General features: G+C 72.6%; 14 protein-coding genes. 6 read left to right on the top strand and 8 right to left on the bottom strand.

Annotation, left to right across the window (positions count from 1 at the left end):
* Window positions 1–38: 38 nt before the first annotated feature.
* On the bottom strand, window positions 39–683 hold the full coding sequence (locus tag DFQ13_RS00980; protein WP_110078445.1) for a TetR/AcrR family transcriptional regulator: 645 nt from the start codon (window positions 681–683) through the stop codon (window positions 39–41).
* Between the two features lie 142 nt (window positions 684–825).
* On the opposite strand from DFQ13_RS00980, the gene DFQ13_RS00975 reads away from it, so the two are divergent.
* The 3 genes from DFQ13_RS00975 (at window position 826) to DFQ13_RS34310 (ending at window position 3,804) form a co-directional block, all read left to right on the top strand.
* On the top strand, window positions 826–1,605 hold the full coding sequence (locus tag DFQ13_RS00975; protein WP_110078444.1) for an SDR family oxidoreductase: 780 nt from the start codon (window positions 826–828) through the stop codon (window positions 1,603–1,605).
* A gap of 257 nt (window positions 1,606–1,862) precedes the next feature.
* Entirely contained in the window at window positions 1,863–2,546 is a 684-nt protein-coding gene (locus DFQ13_RS00965; RefSeq protein ID WP_219994202.1) for a flavin reductase family protein, read from the top strand.
* Between the two features lie 22 nt (window positions 2,547–2,568).
* Entirely contained in the window at window positions 2,569–3,804 is a 1,236-nt protein-coding gene (locus tag DFQ13_RS34310; RefSeq protein ID WP_219994200.1) for a fatty acid desaturase family protein, read from the top strand.
* Window positions 3,805–3,875: 71 nt separating this feature from the next.
* On the opposite strand, the gene DFQ13_RS00955 is transcribed toward DFQ13_RS34310, so the two are convergent.
* Both DFQ13_RS00955 and DFQ13_RS00950 read right to left on the bottom strand, forming a co-directional pair.
* Window positions 3,876–5,477, bottom strand: a complete 1,602-nt coding sequence (locus DFQ13_RS00955; protein ID WP_110078443.1) for an ABC-F family ATP-binding cassette domain-containing protein — start codon at window positions 5,475–5,477, stop codon at window positions 3,876–3,878.
* Window positions 5,478–5,681: 204 nt separating this feature from the next.
* The gene (locus DFQ13_RS00950; RefSeq protein ID WP_110078784.1) at window positions 5,682–6,470 is read right to left on the bottom strand and encodes an HpcH/HpaI aldolase/citrate lyase family protein; all 789 of its coding nucleotides are present in this window, start codon (window positions 6,468–6,470) and stop codon (window positions 5,682–5,684) included.
* A gap of 177 nt (window positions 6,471–6,647) precedes the next feature.
* Here DFQ13_RS00950 and DFQ13_RS00945 point away from each other — a divergent pair, with 177 nt between their 5' ends.
* Entirely contained in the window at window positions 6,648–7,595 is a 948-nt protein-coding gene (locus tag DFQ13_RS00945) for a hypothetical protein (protein ID WP_110078442.1), read from the top strand.
* A gap of 19 nt (window positions 7,596–7,614) precedes the next feature.
* Here the strand turns inward: DFQ13_RS00945 and DFQ13_RS00940 are convergent, their stop codons facing one another.
* Window positions 7,615–9,093, bottom strand: a complete 1,479-nt coding sequence (locus DFQ13_RS00940; RefSeq protein ID WP_110078441.1) for a flavin-containing monooxygenase — start codon at window positions 9,091–9,093, stop codon at window positions 7,615–7,617.
* A 190-nt stretch (window positions 9,094–9,283) separates the two neighbouring features.
* Here DFQ13_RS00940 and DFQ13_RS00935 point away from each other — a divergent pair, with 190 nt between their 5' ends.
* On the top strand, window positions 9,284–9,724 hold the full coding sequence (locus tag DFQ13_RS00935; RefSeq protein WP_035289229.1) for a hypothetical protein: 441 nt from the start codon (window positions 9,284–9,286) through the stop codon (window positions 9,722–9,724).
* A gap of 118 nt (window positions 9,725–9,842) precedes the next feature.
* Window positions 9,843–12,893 (top strand): M48 family metalloprotease, encoded by a 3,051-nt coding sequence (locus tag DFQ13_RS00930; protein ID WP_146240998.1) that lies wholly within the window; start codon window positions 9,843–9,845, stop codon window positions 12,891–12,893.
* Here DFQ13_RS00930 and DFQ13_RS00925 read toward each other — a convergent pair whose 3' ends face one another.
* The 4 genes from DFQ13_RS00925 to DFQ13_RS00910 are packed head-to-tail and all read right to left on the bottom strand — an operon-like array spanning window position 12,894 to window position 17,651.
* Window positions 12,894–13,598, bottom strand: coding sequence for a hypothetical protein (locus DFQ13_RS00925; RefSeq protein WP_110078439.1), 705 nt, complete (start codon window positions 13,596–13,598; stop codon window positions 12,894–12,896).
* Complete coding sequence (locus DFQ13_RS00920; RefSeq protein WP_110078438.1) at window positions 13,595–15,403, bottom strand: carbamoyltransferase family protein; 1,809 nt, start codon at window positions 15,401–15,403, stop codon at window positions 13,595–13,597. Before DFQ13_RS00920 ends, DFQ13_RS00925 begins: the two co-directional genes overlap by 4 nt.
* Window positions 15,404–15,429: 26 nt before the next feature.
* Window positions 15,430–16,647 (bottom strand): ATP-grasp domain-containing protein, encoded by a 1,218-nt coding sequence (locus DFQ13_RS00915; protein ID WP_110078437.1) that lies wholly within the window; start codon window positions 16,645–16,647, stop codon window positions 15,430–15,432.
* Entirely contained in the window at window positions 16,644–17,651 is a 1,008-nt protein-coding gene (locus DFQ13_RS00910; protein WP_110078436.1) for a glycosyltransferase family 2 protein, read from the bottom strand. The genes DFQ13_RS00915 and DFQ13_RS00910 overlap by 4 nt, the downstream gene beginning before the upstream one ends.
* Window positions 17,652–17,797 lie beyond the last annotated feature (146 nt).

Genomic DNA, 17,797 nt, shown 5'->3' with positions numbered 1-17,797 from the left:
CTTCTCATTCGTGGCTCTTCACAGACCTTCGACGAGGCTCAGTCGTCGGTGGACGCCCCTGGTCCGGTCGTGGCGTATCGGGCGGTGGTGGTGCGGACGGCCTCGTCGACCACCTGGGCGGCGCGTTCGGCGCTCACCTCCCAGCCCGGCACCAGGAGTGTCGGCCAGAAGACGTAGTTGGCGATCATGCCCAGGAATTGGGTGGCCGCGAGGTCCACGTCCTCAACCCGCACCGTTCCCGCCTCGTGCTCGGCCAGCAGGTAGCCGCGCACGGACTCGAAGTAGGGCAGCTTCCCGTGCGAGAACTGCGCATTGGCGAGTTCGGGGAATCGCGGCAGCTCGGCGATGACGATTCGGAACAGGTCGGTCATCCGGGGGTGGCTCAACAGCTCGGCGTAGCGGCGACCGATGGTGCTGAGCCCGTTGACGATGTCGCCTGCCTGCGGGGGGTCTTCTTCGTCAGCGGTTGACCAGGACTCGGTGACCATGGCGTCGAACAGGGCGGCCTTGGTCGGGAACTGCTTGAACAAGGTGGCGCGCGAAACGCCCGAGCGCTCTGCGATCCGCGCCAGCGACGTCCGGTCGTAGCCCAGCTCCAGGAACAGCGCGGTCGCGGCCGCCAGGATCAGCGCGCGCTTCTCCTGGGCGATGCGCTGGTGGTACGTCGTCACGACCCTGCTCATGAGGCGAGCATACGAGGTGAGTGGCTTGACTCGCCTCTGCCCTCGACCTAGTGTCGGGGATGGTGAGTCGACTGGCTCACCATCGACCGCCGTTCATCACCGATGACCCCGGTCATTCACCCGCACACCGGAGGAACACCTGATGCACCGCTTCGACAACCAGACCGTGCTCGTGACCGGTGGGGCCGGTGGCCAGGGGTCGAGCCACGTGCGCGCCTTCCACGCGGAGGGGGCGAACGTGGTGATCGGTGGCATCGACGCCGAACGCGGCGCCGCTCTCGCCGATGAGCTCGGGACCCGCGCTCGCTTCACCCACCTCGACGTCACCGAGGAGAGCTCGTGGTCCGCCGCTGTGCTGGCCGCCGAGAGCGCCTTCGGCGCCCTGAACGTGCTCGTCAACAACGCGGGCGTGCAGAACCCGCCCGCGACGATCGAAAACACGGATCAGGCCACGTGGTCGCGCATCCTCGACGTCAACCTCACCGGGACCTTCCTCGGCATCAAGGCCGCCGCCCCCGCTCTGCGCCGCGCGGCAGGGGGAACCATCGTCAACATCGCCTCGACCATGGGCCTGGGCGGCACGGCCCACTACGCGCCGTACGTCGCAGGCAAGTGGGCCGTGCGAGGCCTCACGCGAACGGCAGCGCTCGAACTCGGCCGGGACCACATCCGGGTCAACACCATCCACCCCGGCGTGATCGCGACCTCCTTCATCCACGAACCAGCAGCGGGTGCCACCGCGGCGATCGCCGATTTCTACTCACCCGAGCCGTTCGCCATCCCCCGACTCGGAGAACCGGTCGACGTCACCCGGCTGCTCCTGTTCCTCACGTCATCGGACGCGTCGTTCATGACGGGGTCGGAGTACGTCATCGACGGCGGACTCCTCCTCGGCCCCGCCCTCCAGGCCGCGACCGCATGAGCACTCCAGGCGCGACCGGGTCGAACGATTCCGCAGGGGACGCGTCTTCGTCCCACCTGCCCAACCGCATCCGACGAGCCATCGAGATCTTCTTCCACCGAGCACCATCCGGCCGACTCGGCTCGAAGGACGGGCTGGCAGTCGGCTGACAGGTTGGGGCGGGTGCTGACCTCCCCGCTGTTGCCCGACGACTACTTCGCCCTGCTGCGGCCACGCTGGTCCGCCCGCGAGACCACCGGCACGGTGGTGCGGCGGAGGTGGAGGGTGAGTTCACGCTGCCGGAGCCGTTGCCGGGCAAGGTGTTGTTCCTGTCGGCGGGCAGTGGGGTGACCCCGATCATGAGCATGGTGCGGGAGTTGCAGCGGCGGGACGCCCTCGACGACGTGGTGCACGTGCACAGCGCCCGGACCGAGGACGACATGATCTTCGGGACCATGTTGCGCCGCACCGCCGAGCGGGCGCCGGGTTACCGGCTGGTCGAGGTGCACACCGCCGAGGTGCCCCGGTCCTCCCCCGACGACCTCGACCGGCACTGCCCGGACTGGCGGGAGCGGCAGGCGTTCCTGTCCGGGCCCCGGGCGATGATCGACGCCGTGGTGGCGCGGTTCGACGCCGAGGGGCTGGCTGAGCGGTTGCACGTGGAGCGGTTCCAGCCGGTCATCGGGATCGGCGGTGGGGACGGGGCGGGCGGCCGGGTGCGGTTCCGGGTGTCCGACGCCGAGGCCGCGTGCGGGACGGGGGTGTCCATCCTGGTCGGTGGCGAGCGGGCGGGCGTGAAGCTGCCCTTCGGCTGCCGGATGGGCATCTGCCGCACCTGCGTCGGCAGGCTGCGTGACGGCGCCGTACGCGACCTGCGCACCGGGGCGGTGGAGACCGCCGACGGTCAGATGGTGCGCACCTGCATCAGCGCCCCCGAGGGCGACGTCGAAATCGACCTGTAGGACCGAGCGGAGAGGAGACGGGATGCCCGCACGACCGGCGACCCCGTACGACCCGGCGAACCCCCTGTACGCGTTGGGCGAGGAGCAACTGTCGGGCATCGCCCGCGAGTTCGACGCGCTGCACGACGAGGTGTTCGGCGACCTCGGCGAGGTGGACGCCCGCTACATCCGCAACATGATCACCTTCCACCGGCGGTTGGCGCTGCTGTCCCGCGCGGTGCTGCTGTTCTCCCGGTACAAACCGGCCTGGGTGCTGGGGACGGCCGGGCTCGGGGTCGCCAAGGTCCTGGAGAACATGGAGATCGGCCACAACGTCATGCACGGCCAGTGGGACTGGATGAACGACCCCACCATCCACTCGTCCACCTGGGACTGGGACACCGCCTCCCCGGCGGCGGCGTGGAAGCACTCGCACAACTACGTGCACCACACCTACACCGACGTCATCGGCAAGGACAACGACGTCGGTTACGAGATCATGCGGATCGACGCGCGACAGCCGTGGAAGCCCGCCTACCTGCTGCAACCGTTCTACAACCTGCTGCTGACCGCCTTCTTCGAGTGGGGCGTTGCGGTGCACGACCTGGACTTCGAGAAGATCCGCACCGGTCGCAAGCCCAAGAAGCAGGTGTGGGACGAGATCAAGGCGATCGGGGTGAAAGCCCGCCGCCAGGTCGTCAAGGACTACCTGGTGTACGCGGTACGGGCTGCCGTACAACACCGGGCCGCTGCGCAAGCAGTGGGGTTCGGTGCAGCGCACGATCCTGCGGCTGGCGTTCCCCGGCGGAGCCCCGCGGCCCAAGCCCGGCCCGTACGTGGAGCCGGAAGAGGTCAAGGCGGAGAAGCGGCGGCAGCGCGAGGCGGTGCCCGCGTTCCCGTGAACCCGGCCCGGTGTCCTGCGACCAGTGGAGGCGACCATCGCCTGCCGCGCCCATCCGGACCAAGCCGGAGGTGGGAACGGGACGGCCCCGCGTTGCCCGTGGTCCGCGTGCCGGTGAACGGGGAACCCGTTGCCGCCGCCGGGCCGCCGGGCGCAGGGTTAGGGCGGACAGCTCCTTCCGGGAAGAGGTGCGTGATGCGTTCCACGATCATGTGTTCGTTCGGCGTCGCAGTGCGATTCGCGGTGGTGGCCTTCGCTGCCGGGGTGCTGGTCGGGTCGGCGGCCGGAACCGACGTCCCCGATCGCGCCCATGCCTGCGTCTCCGACAGCTCTCCGCGTTGCCCGGGGTCACCCACCCCCGACGTCTGGACCTCCTGACCGTCGCGGGAGGCCGGTGAAGTGCTCGGCGCGTGCCCTCGCGGGGTGCTCCCGCGAGGGCACGCGCCGGTTCAGGGCACGTCCACCTCGGTGAGCCCGCCCTCGGCCAGGCGCAGACCGCGGTCCACGCCGACGTCGGCCAGGAACCGTTCGTCGTGGCTGACCAGCACGAACGCGCCCCGGTAGGCGTTGAGCGCGGCCGTGAGCTGTTCGACGCCGAGCAGGTCGAGGTTGTTGGTGGGTTCGTCGAGCAGCAGCAGGTGCGGTGCCGGTTCGGCGCACAGCACGCACACCAGGGTCGCCCGCAGCCGCTCGCCGCCGGACAGCGCGCCCACCGGGAGGTGGGCCCGGGGGCCGCGGAAGAGGAACCTGGCCAGCAGGTTCATCCGGTCCGGTTCCGGCATCCCCGGGGTGACCGCCCGCAGGCTCTCCGCCGTGCTCAGCGCGGGGTCGAGCAGGTCGAGGCGCTGCGACAGGTACGCCACCCGCCCCTCGGCCCGGGTCAGCAGCCCCGCGTCCGGGGTGAGCGCGCCCGAGACGACCCGCAGCAGGGTCGACTTGCCCACGCCGTTCGCCCCCAGCAGCGCGATCCGCTCGGGACCGCGGACGACCAGGTCGAGGCCGTCGCCGAACAGGTCGCGGACCCGCAGGCGCTCGCCGTGGAAGACGGTGCGACCTGCGGGGACCTCCGTGTCGGGCAGCGACAGGGCCATCGCCTCGTCCTCGCGCAGCGACCGCTCCGCCGCGTCCAGCCGGGCGCGCGCCGCGTCGACCCGGTTGCCGTGGGTGTCGTCGGCCTTGGCCGCGGACTCCTGGGCGCGCCGCTTCAGGCCACCCTGGATGATGCGGGGGATGTCGGTGTTGGTCCGGGCGGCGTTGCCCGACCGGCGCGCGGCCCGTTCCCTGGCCTGCTGCATCTCCCGCTTCTCCCGCTTGAGCTGCTGCTCGGCGTTGCGGATGTTCTTCTCCGCCACCTCGCGGGAGGCCTGCCGGGCGGCTTCCCACGAGGTGAAGTTCCCGCCGTGGACCTGCACCCGCCCCTGGTCCAGCTCGGCGACGCGGTCCATCCGGTCGAGCAGCGCCCGGTCGTGGCTGACCAGCAGCAGGCACCCCTTCCACTCGCGCACGACGGCGTCGAGCCGGGCCCGGCCGTCGCGGTCGAGGTTGTTGGTCGGCTCGTCGAGCACCAGCACGTCGGGGTCGGCGAGCAGTTGCGCGGCCAGCCCGAGGGTGACGACCTGGCCGCCGCTGAGGGTGTCCAGCCGCCGGTCGAGGGCGACCCCGGCCAGGCCGAGCCGGTCGAGCTGCACCCGGGCCCGGTCCTCGACGTCCCAGTCGGTGCCGACCACGGCGAAGTGCTCCTCGTCGGTGTCCCCGGCCTCGATGGCGGCCAAGGCCCGCACGACCGGGGCGATCCCCAGCACCTCGGCCACGGTGGGTTCCCCGGTCAGGGGCAGGGTCTGCGGCAGGTAGCCGAGCACCCCGTCGACGGTCACCGACCCCTCGGTCGGGGTGTGCTCCCCCGCGATCAGCTTGAGCAGGGTGCTCTTGCCCGCGCCGTTCGGCGCGACCAGGCCGGTCCGGCCGGGGCCTGCGGTGAAGCTCAGGTCCGCGAAGACGGGGGTGCCGTCGGACCAGGAGAAGGACAGGGCGGAACAGATGATGGAAGACACGCGGAAGTCCTCATGCGCGAAGCCGGGCGGCAGCAGCCGTCCGGGGAGGGTGGGAGGAAAGGAGCGCACGACCGGTAGCGGTGCCGCTGTGCGGACACCGCTGGTCAGACGGCCGGTCTACCCGGAAACGTCGTCCTCGGCCACCATCGGTGGATCACTCCCCGTGCTCGGTCTTCACCGCCACCGTACCAGCGGGCGCCCCGGTCAGCCTCCCGCGCGCCGCAGGATGCCGTTGGCGCGGAGCAGGACCGGCCGGTCGACCATCTGTCCGTTGTAGACGGCGACGGACCCGCTCGCCCCCGCCGCCAGCACCCCGCGCGCCCACTCCACCTCGTCCGCGCCGGGCGCCATCGCCGCGTGCGCTGGCGCGACCTGGCCGGGGTGGATGCACAGCTTGCCGGTGAAGCCGAGCCCCAGGGCGTGCGCCAAGTCCGAGCGCAGCGCGTCGTGGTCCCCGAAGGCGGTGGTGACCCCGTCGACCGGCCCCGCCCGCCCCGACGCGGCCGACGCGACCACCAGCGCCGACCGGCTCAGCAGCAGCGCCTCCCGCGAATCCGGGGCGACGCCCAGTTCGGCGGCGAGGTCGATGTGCCCCAGCGCGACCCGCACCACCCCGGGGACCGCGCACAGCGCCCGCGCGTCGAGCACGCCGGTGGCCGTCTCGACCAGCGGGACCACCGGCCCGGGGATGGCGGCCAGGTCGTCGGGCCGCTCGGCCTTGGCCACCATGACCGCCGAGGCCCGCCCGGCCACGGCGCGGACGTCGTCCTCGTGCCAGGGCGTCCCCGCCGCGTTGACCCGCACCACGGCCGCGTTGCCCCGGTCCAGCCACGCCACCACCTCGGCCCTGGCGGCGGCCTTGTCCTCGGCGGCGACCGCGTCCTCCAGGTCGAGCACCACGGCGTCGGCACCTGAGGCGGCGGCCTTGGCGAAGCGCTCGGGCCGGGTGCCGGGGACGAACAGCAGCGTGCGGGCGGTGGCGATGTCGGTCACCGGACCATCCCAGCACAGCCCCGACGCACCGGTGGACGCGCGCCCGTGCCACTTCACCCGACCCGGTCTGCGATTCTCCCACCGGCCCGCCGCGTGGTGGCCGATTCCGGTGGGAGAACCGTTGCGCCACCTGGGTTATCGTTCGGCGTTCAGCGGACGACGAGCCTGGGGGCTGCTGTGGCGGACGACATCTTCGACCACCCCGACCTGCGGGGGCCGGAGTGGGACCGGCTGGCGCGGGAGGCCGCCCGCCGGGTGCGGCCGCCCAAGCGGCCCCGGCGACGGTCGGCGTTCTGGGCCGCGCACCGGCGCAAGGTCGTCGCCGGGGCGGCCGTGCTCGGGGTGGCCGTGGCGGGGAGCCTACTGCTGGACTCGGTCGACCGGGGAGCGACCAGGCCGGGCTTGGCGGTCCCGACGAGCACGACGCGGGTGGAGGTGCGGCGGGTCGACCTGGCGCAGCCGTTCGCGGGCACGCCCGCCGCCGGGTGGGCGGACGGGGCGGCGGGGGTCGTGGTGCCCGCGGCGGCCCCGGTGGGCGGGTTCACCGCCGAGCAGGTGTCCGCCGCGACCGGGCTGGTGCACCGGGCCGTGGTCGCGGCGCACCTCGACGGGGAGGTGACGCACGGGCGCGGCCTCGACGGGTACCTGGCGATGTTCGCCCCGAAGGGGCGCGAGTACCTGCTGGCCAGCGGCGGGCTGCGCACCAACCTGTCCCCGGAGCACCGCCTGCTCGACGTGCCGCCGAAGGTCACCGGGACCATGACCGTGGCGGCGGGCGCGCTCGGTGAGCTGACGGTGCACACGAGGTACGCCTTCGCCTACGCGTTCGCCCCGGACGACCCCCGGACGATCACCGGGCCGATGGACCTCGTCACCGTCCTGCGCGTCGACGCCGACTACGTGGTGCGCGACGCGGCCCACTTCAGCACCGGCTTCACCGGCCTCTGGGCGCAGGGGTGGAACAGGTACGCGTACTCGATCAACTGCACCGCCTTCGACCGGGGGGTGCTCGCCCCCGCGTTCGGCGAGCGCTCGACCGCCGGGGGCGTCGCGGAGGAGGTCAGGGCGGCGGCCTTCGACCCCGCGGCGCCGATGCCCACCGCGTCGGGCTGCCCGGCGTCCTGATCGGTCCGGAGTGGACTGATCAGGCGTAGGTGTAGGAGTCCAGCGGGAAGTTCGCCGCCTCGTGCAGGCCGTTGCGGGTGGAGGTGGGGCGCAGCAGGGCCGCTTCGCCGTGGTGGTTGAAGTAGTAGCTGCGGGCGGGGGCGCAGTTGCCGACGTAGAAGACCGAGTCCTGGAGCTTGTCGGTCATCCGGGCCAGGAAGGCGTCGTTGGCCGCGTCGGTGACCTCGAAGGTCGTGGCGCCGCGCCGCTTCATCTCGGTGAACAGGCGGTTCATGTGCTTCATCTGGGCCTCGATGGTCCAGAAGTAGGACAGGCCGTTGTAGGAATAGGGGCTGTTGAGGCTGATCAGGTTCGGGAAGCGGGGCACGGTGACGCCGCAGTAGGCCTGGAACCGGGTCTCGCGCCACCACGCGCCCAGGTCGCGGCCCTCGCGGCCGATCACCTCGATGGCCGGGAAGTTGGCGTCCCACAGGTCGAAGCCGGTCGCCAGGACCAGGGTGTCGACGTCGGTCTTGCGGCCGTCGGCGGTGACGATGCCGTCGGCGGCGATGTGGTCGATCGGGGTTGTCTCCAGGTGGACGTTCGGCCGGTTGAATGTCGGGTAGTAGTCGTTGGAGAACGTGGGGCGCTTGCAGCCGAAGGAGTAGTTCGGGGTCAGCGCGGCGCGGGTCTTCGGGTCGCGCACCTGGCGGCGCAGGTGGCCCAGGGCGAGCAGTTCGGCGCCCTTGTTGGCCAGGCGGGCGCGGCGGTAGTTGAGCACGCCGACGACCATGATCAGTTCCAGGACCGCCGAGTTGGCCGCCCGCACCGCGCGCTGGGTGGCCGGGAAGCGGGCGAACAGGCGCTGCACCGGCTTCGGGATGCGGCCGTCGACCTTGGGCGTGACCCAGATCGGGGTGCGCTGGTAGACGGTCAGGTCAGCCGCCGCGCGGGCGAGCTTCGGGATGAGCTGCACGGCGGTCGCCCCGGTGCCGATGACGGCGACGCGGCGGCCGGTGAGGTCGACACCGTCGTCCCAGGCCGCGCTGTGCACGACGGTGCCCGCGAAGTCGTCCACGCCGGGGATGTCGGGCTTCTTCGGCTGGGACAGGAACCCGGTCGCGGTCAGCAGGTAGCGGGCGTGCACGGTCTCACCGCCGGTGAAGCGGACCACCCAGTGCTTGGCGGTGTCGTCCCACTCCGCGCCCTCGACCGACGTGCGGAACCGCAGGTGCCTGCGCAGGTCGAAGGTGTCGGCGACGTGCTCGGCGTAGCGCTTCAACTCCGCGCCCCTGGCGAACACGTGCGACCAGTACGGGTTGGGGGCGAAGGAGTACGAGTAGGTCACCGAGGCGATGTCGACGGCCAGGCCCGGGTAGCGGTTGACGTGCCAGGTGCCGCCCAGGTCGTCCTCGCGGTCGACGACCAGGATGTCGTCGTAGCCGAGCCGCTTGAGTTCGATCGCGGCGCCCAGCCCACCGAACCCGGCGCCCACGACGAGCGCGTCGTACCTGCGCATGGGTCGTCCTCCTCGTCGAGGTGCAGAAACCTACTGGCCGGTAGGCTACTGCCGGACCGCCGTTCGGGGCAATGACCCGCGCGCCCCGGGGGGCTTCCACCCGGAAGCGGACCCGGGTTCACCGCTTTGGCGGGATGATCTCGGCCCGGGGGCACGCGATGATGTCCCGTCTCGGAGCGGGGAGGTCGCTGTGGGTCGCAGCGCGGAGTACGACGAGTTCGTGGTGGGGATCGCCAAGGCGGTGGTGGCCGACCTGGCACCGGACGAGTCGGTCGTGGTGGACGTCGTGGGGCAGGAGTTCCTGCGCGACCCGGAACGGGTCCTGGCCGAGGACGGGCCACGGGCACCCGTGCTGGGATCGGGCATCGGCACCGTGGTGACCATGGTGACCCCGGTGGCGCTGGCGGTCGGCGCCTCGGTGTACCAGCACCTGCTGGACAAGGCGGGCGAATCCCTGGTCAAGGGCGGCGGCAAGCTGATCCGCAAGGTTTTCCGCCGAGGCGACGACTCCGATGCGGTCCGCCGGGTGGTCGAGGCCCGGGCCCTGGAACTGGGCCGCTCCCCCGAGGAAGCGACGAGAATCGCCGACGCGGTGATCGCCGAACTGAGCCGTGGCCCCGACCCCGCCTGACCCGCCCGGGGACCGCCCCCACCTCGACACGGGCGGCCCCGCCCCGGAATCCACCGGCACGGCACCTGCCGCAGGCGCGGCACCTGCCGCAGGCGCGGGCAGCAGCCCGGCGGGCGCGGTGCCCGCCGGTACCGCGTTCCGGTTCGTGACGCTGATCGGCATCGCCCTGGCGATCACCCTGTTCGTCGCGGATTCCTTCTCCGAGACCGCGTTCGCGGGGCGCGGGTTGGCCAGGGCCCGCTGTCTGGTGTTGCACGACCTCTACCCCGCCACCTCGGGGGCACTGGATCTGGACGGGCGCAAGTGGCGGGGCTACTACGACTGCCTGAACGCCCTGCGCGGCGGGCAACTGCTGTGGCTGGCGGGTGGCCTGTTGCTGCTCGCCCTCGTCACCTGGCTGATCTACCAGGCGCAGCCGTGGTGGCGAATCCGGCGCGGGAGACTGGTGGAGTTGCGGGCGGTGCCCGCCTTGTGGGCGCGGGTGGAGCCGTCGCTGGTGGAGCTGACCCGCCGGGCCGGGTTGCCCGCGATGCCGGAGTTCCGGCTCGACCCGGGCAGCCCGAGGGCGGGTGGGGTCGCGTTCGGCACCCACCGGCGGCCGGTCGTGGCCCTGGACGTGGGGTTGGTGCTGCTGCACGGGCGGGACCGGCCCGCGTTCGACGCGGTGGTGCTGCACGAACTCGCCCACCTGCGGCACCGCGACGTGCCGATGACCTACGCGACCATCGCCGTGTGGCGGGCCGTGCTGGTGGTGGCGGTCCTGCCGTACCTGTGGGGCGTGGCCAGGGCGGTGCACGGCGGACTGGGGTGGGACACGTCCACCGTGACGTTGCTGCTGTGGTTCCCGGTGCTGCTGGCGCTCGCCTACGCGGCCCGGACCTCGGTGCTGCGCGCCCGCGAGTTCCACGCCGACGCGCTGGTGGTGCGCTGGACCGGGGACGCCGACCCGTACCGGGCGCTGCCGGAGGTGCGGGCGCCGCGGTTGACCGCCCACCCGACCCGCGCGGCCCGGCTCGCCGCGACCAACGACCCGCGGGTGCTGCTGCTGCCGGGGTTCTGGGCGTTCTTCCTGGGCGCGGTGACCTGGCAGGTGCTGACGGGCACCGCCGAGTTCGGCCTGTCCGGGCTGTGGGTGCGCTCGGACACGGCCGGGCCGCACGTCGTGCGGGTGTGCTGGTCGGTGGGGGTGGCGGTGCTCGTCTGCCTGGCCGCGTGGCGCGGTGCGGCGTACCGGCGGGCGGGCGGGGACCGGTCCGGGGTGTTCCTGCGCCCGGCGGCGGGTCTCGGCCTCGGGCTGGCGCTGGGCACGCTGCTGGTGCCGACCGTCGTGCTGGACGAGCGGGGCCTGCGGTTGTCCCCGCTCACCTGGGGGCTGCTGGCGGTGGGCGCGGTGGTGGCGGCCCTGGTGTGCGGGTGGGCCGGGTGGTGCGCGGTGCTGCTGGGCGATCGGCTGCGCGGTGGGCGGGGTGTGGCGGTGGCGGCGGCCGTGCTGGTCGTGTGCTGGAGCTGCCTGGGGTGGCTGCTCACCGCGCACGGGTACGCGGGGGCCTGGAGCACCGTGTTCTCCCCCGCGCTCGACCGGCTCGACGCGCTGGCGGGTGGCGGTGCGGATTCGGTCGTGGTGCGGTTGGTGTTCCTGGCGTACACCGGGCCCGGTGACCGGTTCTCGGCGACCGCCGCGCTGGCGCTGGTGTGGCTGGTCCCGGCGCTGCTGGCCCGGCCGCCCCGGGCCGCCTTCACCGCGGGGGCGGTCGGGGCGGTCGGGGCTGTGGTCGCGGTCGTCCTCGCCGGGCTGGGGGGCGCAGGCACGCCGGAGGGTGCGCTGGTGCGGACCGCGTGGCAGGTCGTGGCCGTGGTGGCGGTGCAGGTGGTGGTGGCCTGCGCGGCTCGGCGGGCCGGGGTGGTCGCGGCGCTGGTGGCGGCGTGGTTGACCGGGGTGGCCGGGGGCGCGGCGATCTGGGTGGCGCACTGGTCCGGGGGTGGCGTGGACGCGGTCGTGGCCAGGCAGCCGTGGCACGTGCTGCCGTTCACCGCCGTCGTCGCGGCGGTGCTCGCGGTGGCGCTCGTGCGGCGGCGGGTGCCTGCCCGGCAGGCGGAGCCGGTGCGGCGCGGGGTGTCCGACCGGTCGGTGGCGCGGGTCGCGCTGGTGCCCGTGGTGGTGGTGACGGTGGCGGTGTTGGTGCCGTACCCGCCCGCGCCGTCGGCGGTGGCGTTGCTGCCGACCGAACCCCCGGCCGCCCGGCAGCTCGACCCGGTCGCCGCGATGCGCGTGTGGGCGCAGGGCGGTGGCCAGGTTCTGCTGGACGACGTCGTGCAGGCCCAGGGCCGGGCGTTCTTCGGGATGGCGGCGGGTGACCGGCCCGCCCAGGTGGCGCGGTGCGCCGAGGTGGTCGACCGGATCGCCGACGCCCGGCGGTTCCCCGGGCCGCCGGTGCCGGTGGCGCGGGCGCACTGGGACATCGGGCTCGACGCCTCCCTGCGGGGTGCTCAGGAGTGCACGCGCGTCTTCGCCGCACCCTCGGGAGATCCCAGCCCGGTCACCGAGCAGTTCACTACCGCCAACACCGAGTTCCTCGCGCTGCTGCGGCTCCTGCCGTTCGGGGAGGCCGCGGTGCGGGCCAACACGCCGACCACCCCGCCCGCCCCGACGACGACGAAGCCCCCGGTGGACCTGGCGACGCTGCTGCTCACCGCCGCGGACCTGCCCCCGGGCTTCACCGTGGCGCCGCCCTCACCGCAGGACGAGCTGACCTCGGACCGGCCGGAGTGCAGCCAGGACAACGCCGACGTCGGCCCCCAGCAGCCCGTGGCCCGGGCCGAGGTGCAGTTCAGCGGCCCGGGCAACACCACGATCAGCCAGTGGGTCTTCCGCTACCCGGCAGCGGCCGACCGGTCGTTGGCCGCCATCACCGACCTCTACGCCCGCTGCGCCCGCTACTCGGTCTCCTCCGGGGACATCACCCTGGACATCGGGGTCCGGGTCGTCGGTGGCACCCCGTGGGTGGCCGAGGTGACCTACGGCGGCCCCTACCTGACCCTGTACTCCCGCGAGGTCTTCGTGGTGCGCGGGGACGTCCTCACCACCCTGTCGTTCCACGGCAGGCGCCCCACCACCGCCGCGGACACCGATCGCCTCGTCGCGGCCGTGGTGGCGAAGTCGGGCGGCTGATCAGGGGGCCAGCTTGCGGTCGACCCACTTGCCGACCGGCAGCGCGACGATCACCCCGGCCAGGGCCAGGTGGATGACCATGAAGACCACCGCCGTCGGCACGCTGGGCGGGCCGCCGGTGAAGACGATCATGTGGGAGGCCCAGTGCAGCGCCTCGGGCTTCTCCCCCGCCGCCCAGACGTCGTTGGCCGCCCAGAAAGTGAGGTCGTTGAGGCCGGAGATGACGACCAGGATGGCCGCCAGGCCCGTCTTGAGCACGTTCGCCGTGCGGGCGCCGCCGAGCCGGTAGGCCATGAGCGCGAACAGGACGATGAACGTGGTGATGAACAGCTCGAACTGGTAGATGGGGGCGAAGGTGCCCTCGTCGGTCAGCGCCGTGCGGCCGTACTCCTGGATGCGCAGCACCAGTTCCGTGTCCAGGTACCCCATGTAGACGAACACGGCGAGCAGGAGCAGCCAGGGGGCGACCCTCCAGCGCGGCATCAGCGCCACCGCCGCCACCGCGCAGCCGAACGGGACCAGCTTGAGCGCGAACTCTCCCAGGTTGTCCAGGGTCTGGTCCGGCGGCAGGACGGCCATCACCAGCAGCGCGACCACGGCGGCGGGCACCACCGGGACCACCCACAGCCAGCGCCTGCGCTCGTACAGCGCGCGCACCCAGTTGGGCCGGGTCGCGGGTGGGGATTCGGGTCGGACGGCGGTCACTCGGTCTCCATGCGCTGCTTCTCCACCCAGAACGGGCCCAGCGCCAGCGCGTCCACATCGGTCTTGAGGTAGCAGGCGATCGCGTCGGCGGGGCTGGCGACGATGGGTTCGTTGTTGTCGTTGAACGAGGTGTTGACGACCATGGGGACGCCGGTGAGCTTCTCGAACTCGCTGATCATGCGCCAATACAGCGGGTTGTCGGTTTCGCTGACCGTCTGCACCCGGGCGGTGCCGTCCACGTGGGTGATGGCCGGGACGGCGGCGCGCTGGTGCTCCAGCACGTCGAAGACCAGCAGCATCACCGGGGAAGGATAGCCGCTGGCGAACCACTCCCCCGCCTTCTCCGCCAGGCAGCTCGGGGCGAAGGGGCGGAACGGCTCGCGGTGCTTGACCTTCTCGTTCATCCGCTCCTTGGACTCCGCCAGGCGCGGGTCGGCGACCAGGGAGCGGTTGCCCAGGGCGCGCGGGCCGCACTCCATCCGGCCCTGGACCCAGCCGACGATCATGCCGTCGGCGATGCGGGCGGCGGTATGCGCGGCGATGTCGTCGACCCGGGTGTACTCCACGCCCGCGTCCCGCAGCGCCAGCTCCATCTCGGCCTCGGTGTAGTCCGGGCCGGTGTAGGTGTAGCCGGTGCGGGGGCGGGGCAGGCGGTGCTTGCCGACCGTGACCTCCAGTGCCGCGCCGACCGCGCAGCCGTCGTCGGCGGCGGCGGGCTGGGCGAAGAACTCCTCGAAGTCGGTCTCCAGCAGCAGGCGGCCGTTCATGACGCTGTTGAGGGCGACACCGCCCGCGACGCACAGGCGCTTGGAGCCGGTTTCGCGTTGCAACCAGCGGGCGATGTGCAGGCCCGCCTCCTCCAGGGTGACCTGGAGGGCGTAGGCGATGTCCATGTAGTGCTGCGGCACCGGGTTGGCCGCGGAGACCTTGGTGCGCTCGCGGGCGGGGCCGAAGGTGTCGGTGAACTTCTGCGACATCAGGTGCTTGCCGGTGGTGTGGTGGCGGAACCACTCCAGGTTCAGCTCGAACCCGCCGTCGGGGTCGAGGTGCACCAGGTCCTTGAACTGCTCCACGTACGTGTCGCGGCCGAACGGGGCCAGGCCCATGACCTTGCCCTCGTCCATGGTCGGGTAGAAGCCCAGGTAGCCGGTGACGCCCGCGTACATCGCGCCGAGGGAGTGCGGGAACTTGATCCGGCGCAGGTCGACCATGCGGTCGCCGCGGCCGTGGGCGAACAGGGTGCTGGTGCCGTCGCTGCCGATGCCGTCGAAGGTGAGCACGGCCGACTCGTCGAACGGGCTGATGTAGTAGGCGCTGGCCGCGTGCGAGCGGTGGTGGTCGATCAGGTGGACCTTGAACTTGGTCTCACCGGTGAAGCCCAGGGCCTCCCGGACGTCGCGGCCGAGGGTGTAGGAGCGCTTGACGTGGGCCAGGACGGCGCCGCCCACGTGGTAGTCGTCGGGGCCCTTGCCGCCGCCGGTGCGCAGGGTGTCGACCATGCTCGCGGCCTTGTGCGCGTCGCCGGTCTCGTTGCGGAAGACGGCCAGGGTGCCGGGGAAGTAGCGGGCGAAGACCTTGGCGGCGTGGATGGGTTCCTTCCAGCGCTGCCAGTAGTAGGCGACGTGGTCGACGTCGGCGAGGGTGATGCCCGCGCGGTCCAGGCAGAACCGGATGGCCTCGGTGGGGAAGCCGCCGTCGTGCTTGACGCGGGTGAAGCGCTCCTCCTCGGCGAAGGCGATGATCTCGCCGTCGCGGACGAGCGCCGCCGCCGAGTCGTGCACCCGGCTGATGCCCAGGACGTACATGTCTTGCTCCAAGCGGGAAGTGTGGGTCACGGAAGGGGGACGGCCATGTCGGGGGCGTCGAGGACGAAGCGCAGACCGGCCCGCGCGGCGCCCTCGGCCCGCCACAGCTCCCAGGGGGTGTCGGCGCTGAGCACCAGGTAGCCGAGCTTGTACCCGGCCTGCTCGTAGGCGTGCACGTGCGTGCCCTCCTCGGCGAACAGGTAGAGCCGCACGACCTCGGGCATCTCGGCGACGGCGGTGACGCCCTCGACGCGGACGAGGTGGCCGGCGCGGTCGGAGGCCAGCATGTGCACCAGGCTGGGGCGGATCGGCCGCGGGGACAGCACCGGGGTGCCGCCGGTGGCCAGGTCGATCATCGCGCCGACCAGGTCGACCCCGGTGGCGGCCTGGACCAGCTCCGACAGCCCGTTGCCGCCGAGGCGGGCGGCCATCTCGATCAGGTACAGCTCGCCGTCGCGGCCCAGGACGGCGTCGAGGGTCAGCGGGCCGTGGGTGTAGCCGAGTTCGGCGCTGATCCGGGTGAGCATCCGCACCAGGTGCGCGTCGGTGTGCTCGGGCAGGTCGGCGGGCATCACGTGCGCGGTGGTGACGAAGAACGGCGGCGGGGTCACGGTGCGCGAGGTGACGGCGTGGAAGGCGATCTGACCGTCGACGACCAGCGCCTCGACGGTCAGGTGGGTGCCGTCGAGGAATTCCTCCACGACCACCCGCCCGGACGGGGAGAACGCGATGGCCTCGGTGAACGCCTCGGCGAGCCGACCGGGGGTGGCGCAGGCGACGACGCCGCGGCTGCCCGAGGAGTCGACCGGCTTGACCAGGGCCGGGAACCGCAGCCTGCGGGCGGCGGCGACCAGGTCGGGTCCGGGGGCGCCCGCCACGCTGGCGTAGCTGGGCAGGTCGAGGGAGTCGCAGAGGAAGCGGAAGACCGACTTGTCCATCGACGCGGACACCGCGGCGTCGGGTAATCGGCGGGCCAGGTCCCAGTGCTCGATCAGCGCCGCCTGGGTGGCCAGGCCGACGTCGCTGGCCGGGCACAGCACGCCGACGATGTCCCCGCGCCCGGCCAGGGCGGCCGCGATCTGCTCCGGGGCGCGCACGCTGACCTGCACGAACTCATCGGCGACGGCGACGGCGGGCGCGGCGGCGCGGAAGTCCACGCAGATCGTGCGGTAGCCCAGCTCGCGGGCGCGGTGGTAGGTGCCGACGGCGCCGTCGGCACCGCCCAGGATCACCAGGGACTTCATCGGGTGGCCTCCAGTGCGGGGTCGGACCGCGGTTGCGCCCTGGTCGAGGGCGGCACCGCGGGCGGGGCGCAGAGCAGCTCGGCGGGGTCGACCGCCAGGCTGGACTCGCGGACGTAGTACAGGCGCGGGCGCGGCTGGGCCGCGCCGATCACACCGAGGTAGCGCACGACCAGGGCGAGCACCGGCAGCGCGCAGGCCATGAGGGCGGTCAGGCCCGCCAGCGCGCCGGAGCCGGGGACCGCGCCTGCGAGGACGGCGACGGTGAGCGCCACCGCGGCGATCCCGCCGAGCACGGCCGAGGTGGCGGCGATGGTCAGCAGCCTGCGGGTGTGCCCGACGAACAGTTCGATGGCGTGCCCGGTGAGGAAACCGAGGTTCACCTTGGACACCCCGCGCACCCGGGCGCGGTGTTCGACCTGGACCACGGTGTAGCGGTCGGTCAGCCGGGGCACCGTGGCGAAGAAGTGCGGGGTGCCCAGCCGGAGGTCGACGACGGTGCGGGCGAGGTCGGCGCGCACCAGCCGGAAAGCGGTCGCCCCCCGGGGCAGTTCCATCCGCAGCACGCGCCTGCCCAGGAAGTGGAACAGGGCGGTACCCCAACGGCGGACCAGCGGGTCCTGCCGATTCGTCCGAATGCCGAACACGGCGTCATTGCCCGCTTCGGCGGCCGAGATCAGTTTTCGCGCCTCGGCCGCCGGAAACTGCTGATCGGCGTCGATGTGCAGCACCCAGGGCTTGCCCGCGTACCGGTAACCGGCCGAGAAGGCGGCCTCGAACCCGAAATTCCGGGTGAACGACAGGTAGCCCACCCTGGGGTCGGCCTCGGCCAGGGCGCGCACCCGCTCCAGCGTGGCGTCGGTGCTGCCGTCGTCGACGAAGAGCAGTTCGAGGTCGTGTTCGCCCAGTTCGGCGATGATCTCCCGGTAGCAGGGGTCGACGTTGTCCGCTTCGTTGAAACAGGGGATGACCACGCTGAGGGCGGCGACGACCGAGGGTGCAGGCATCTCGTTCCTTGGACGGGGACGACGCCCCGGTGAACGCGGGCGAAACTCGTTGGCGGAGCGGTGTGGATATAAGCCGCAAGTCCCGGACGGGGGTAGTCCTTTGCGGAGAAAGCCGCCATTCAGCTCATCGGCGTTACGACGATCGC

This window comes from Actinokineospora spheciospongiae (genome assembly GCF_003182415.1).
GTDB lineage: Bacteria > Actinomycetota > Actinomycetes > Mycobacteriales > Pseudonocardiaceae > Actinokineospora > Actinokineospora spheciospongiae.
Note: the sequence above shows the minus strand (reverse complement) of the source record. Positions and strands in the feature narration are given on the sequence as shown.

Coding starts and splice junctions, on each gene's coding strand:
- DFQ13_RS00920 (WP_110078438.1), bottom strand. CDS start 15,403: ATGTACGTCCTGGGCATCAGCCGGGTGCACGACTCGGCGGCGGCGCTC.
- DFQ13_RS34310 (WP_219994200.1), top strand. CDS start 2,569: ATGCCCGCACGACCGGCGACCCCGTACGACCCGGCGAACCCCCTGTAC.
- DFQ13_RS00915 (WP_110078437.1), bottom strand. CDS start 16,647: ATGAAGTCCCTGGTGATCCTGGGCGGTGCCGACGGCGCCGTCGGCACC.
- DFQ13_RS00980 (WP_110078445.1), bottom strand. CDS start 683: ATGAGCAGGGTCGTGACGACGTACCACCAGCGCATCGCCCAGGAGAAG.
- DFQ13_RS00910 (WP_110078436.1), bottom strand. CDS start 17,651: ATGCCTGCACCCTCGGTCGTCGCCGCCCTCAGCGTGGTCATCCCCTGT.
- DFQ13_RS00940 (WP_110078441.1), bottom strand. CDS start 9,093: ATGCGCAGGTACGACGCGCTCGTCGTGGGCGCCGGGTTCGGTGGGCTG.
- DFQ13_RS00975 (WP_110078444.1), top strand. CDS start 826: ATGCACCGCTTCGACAACCAGACCGTGCTCGTGACCGGTGGGGCCGGT.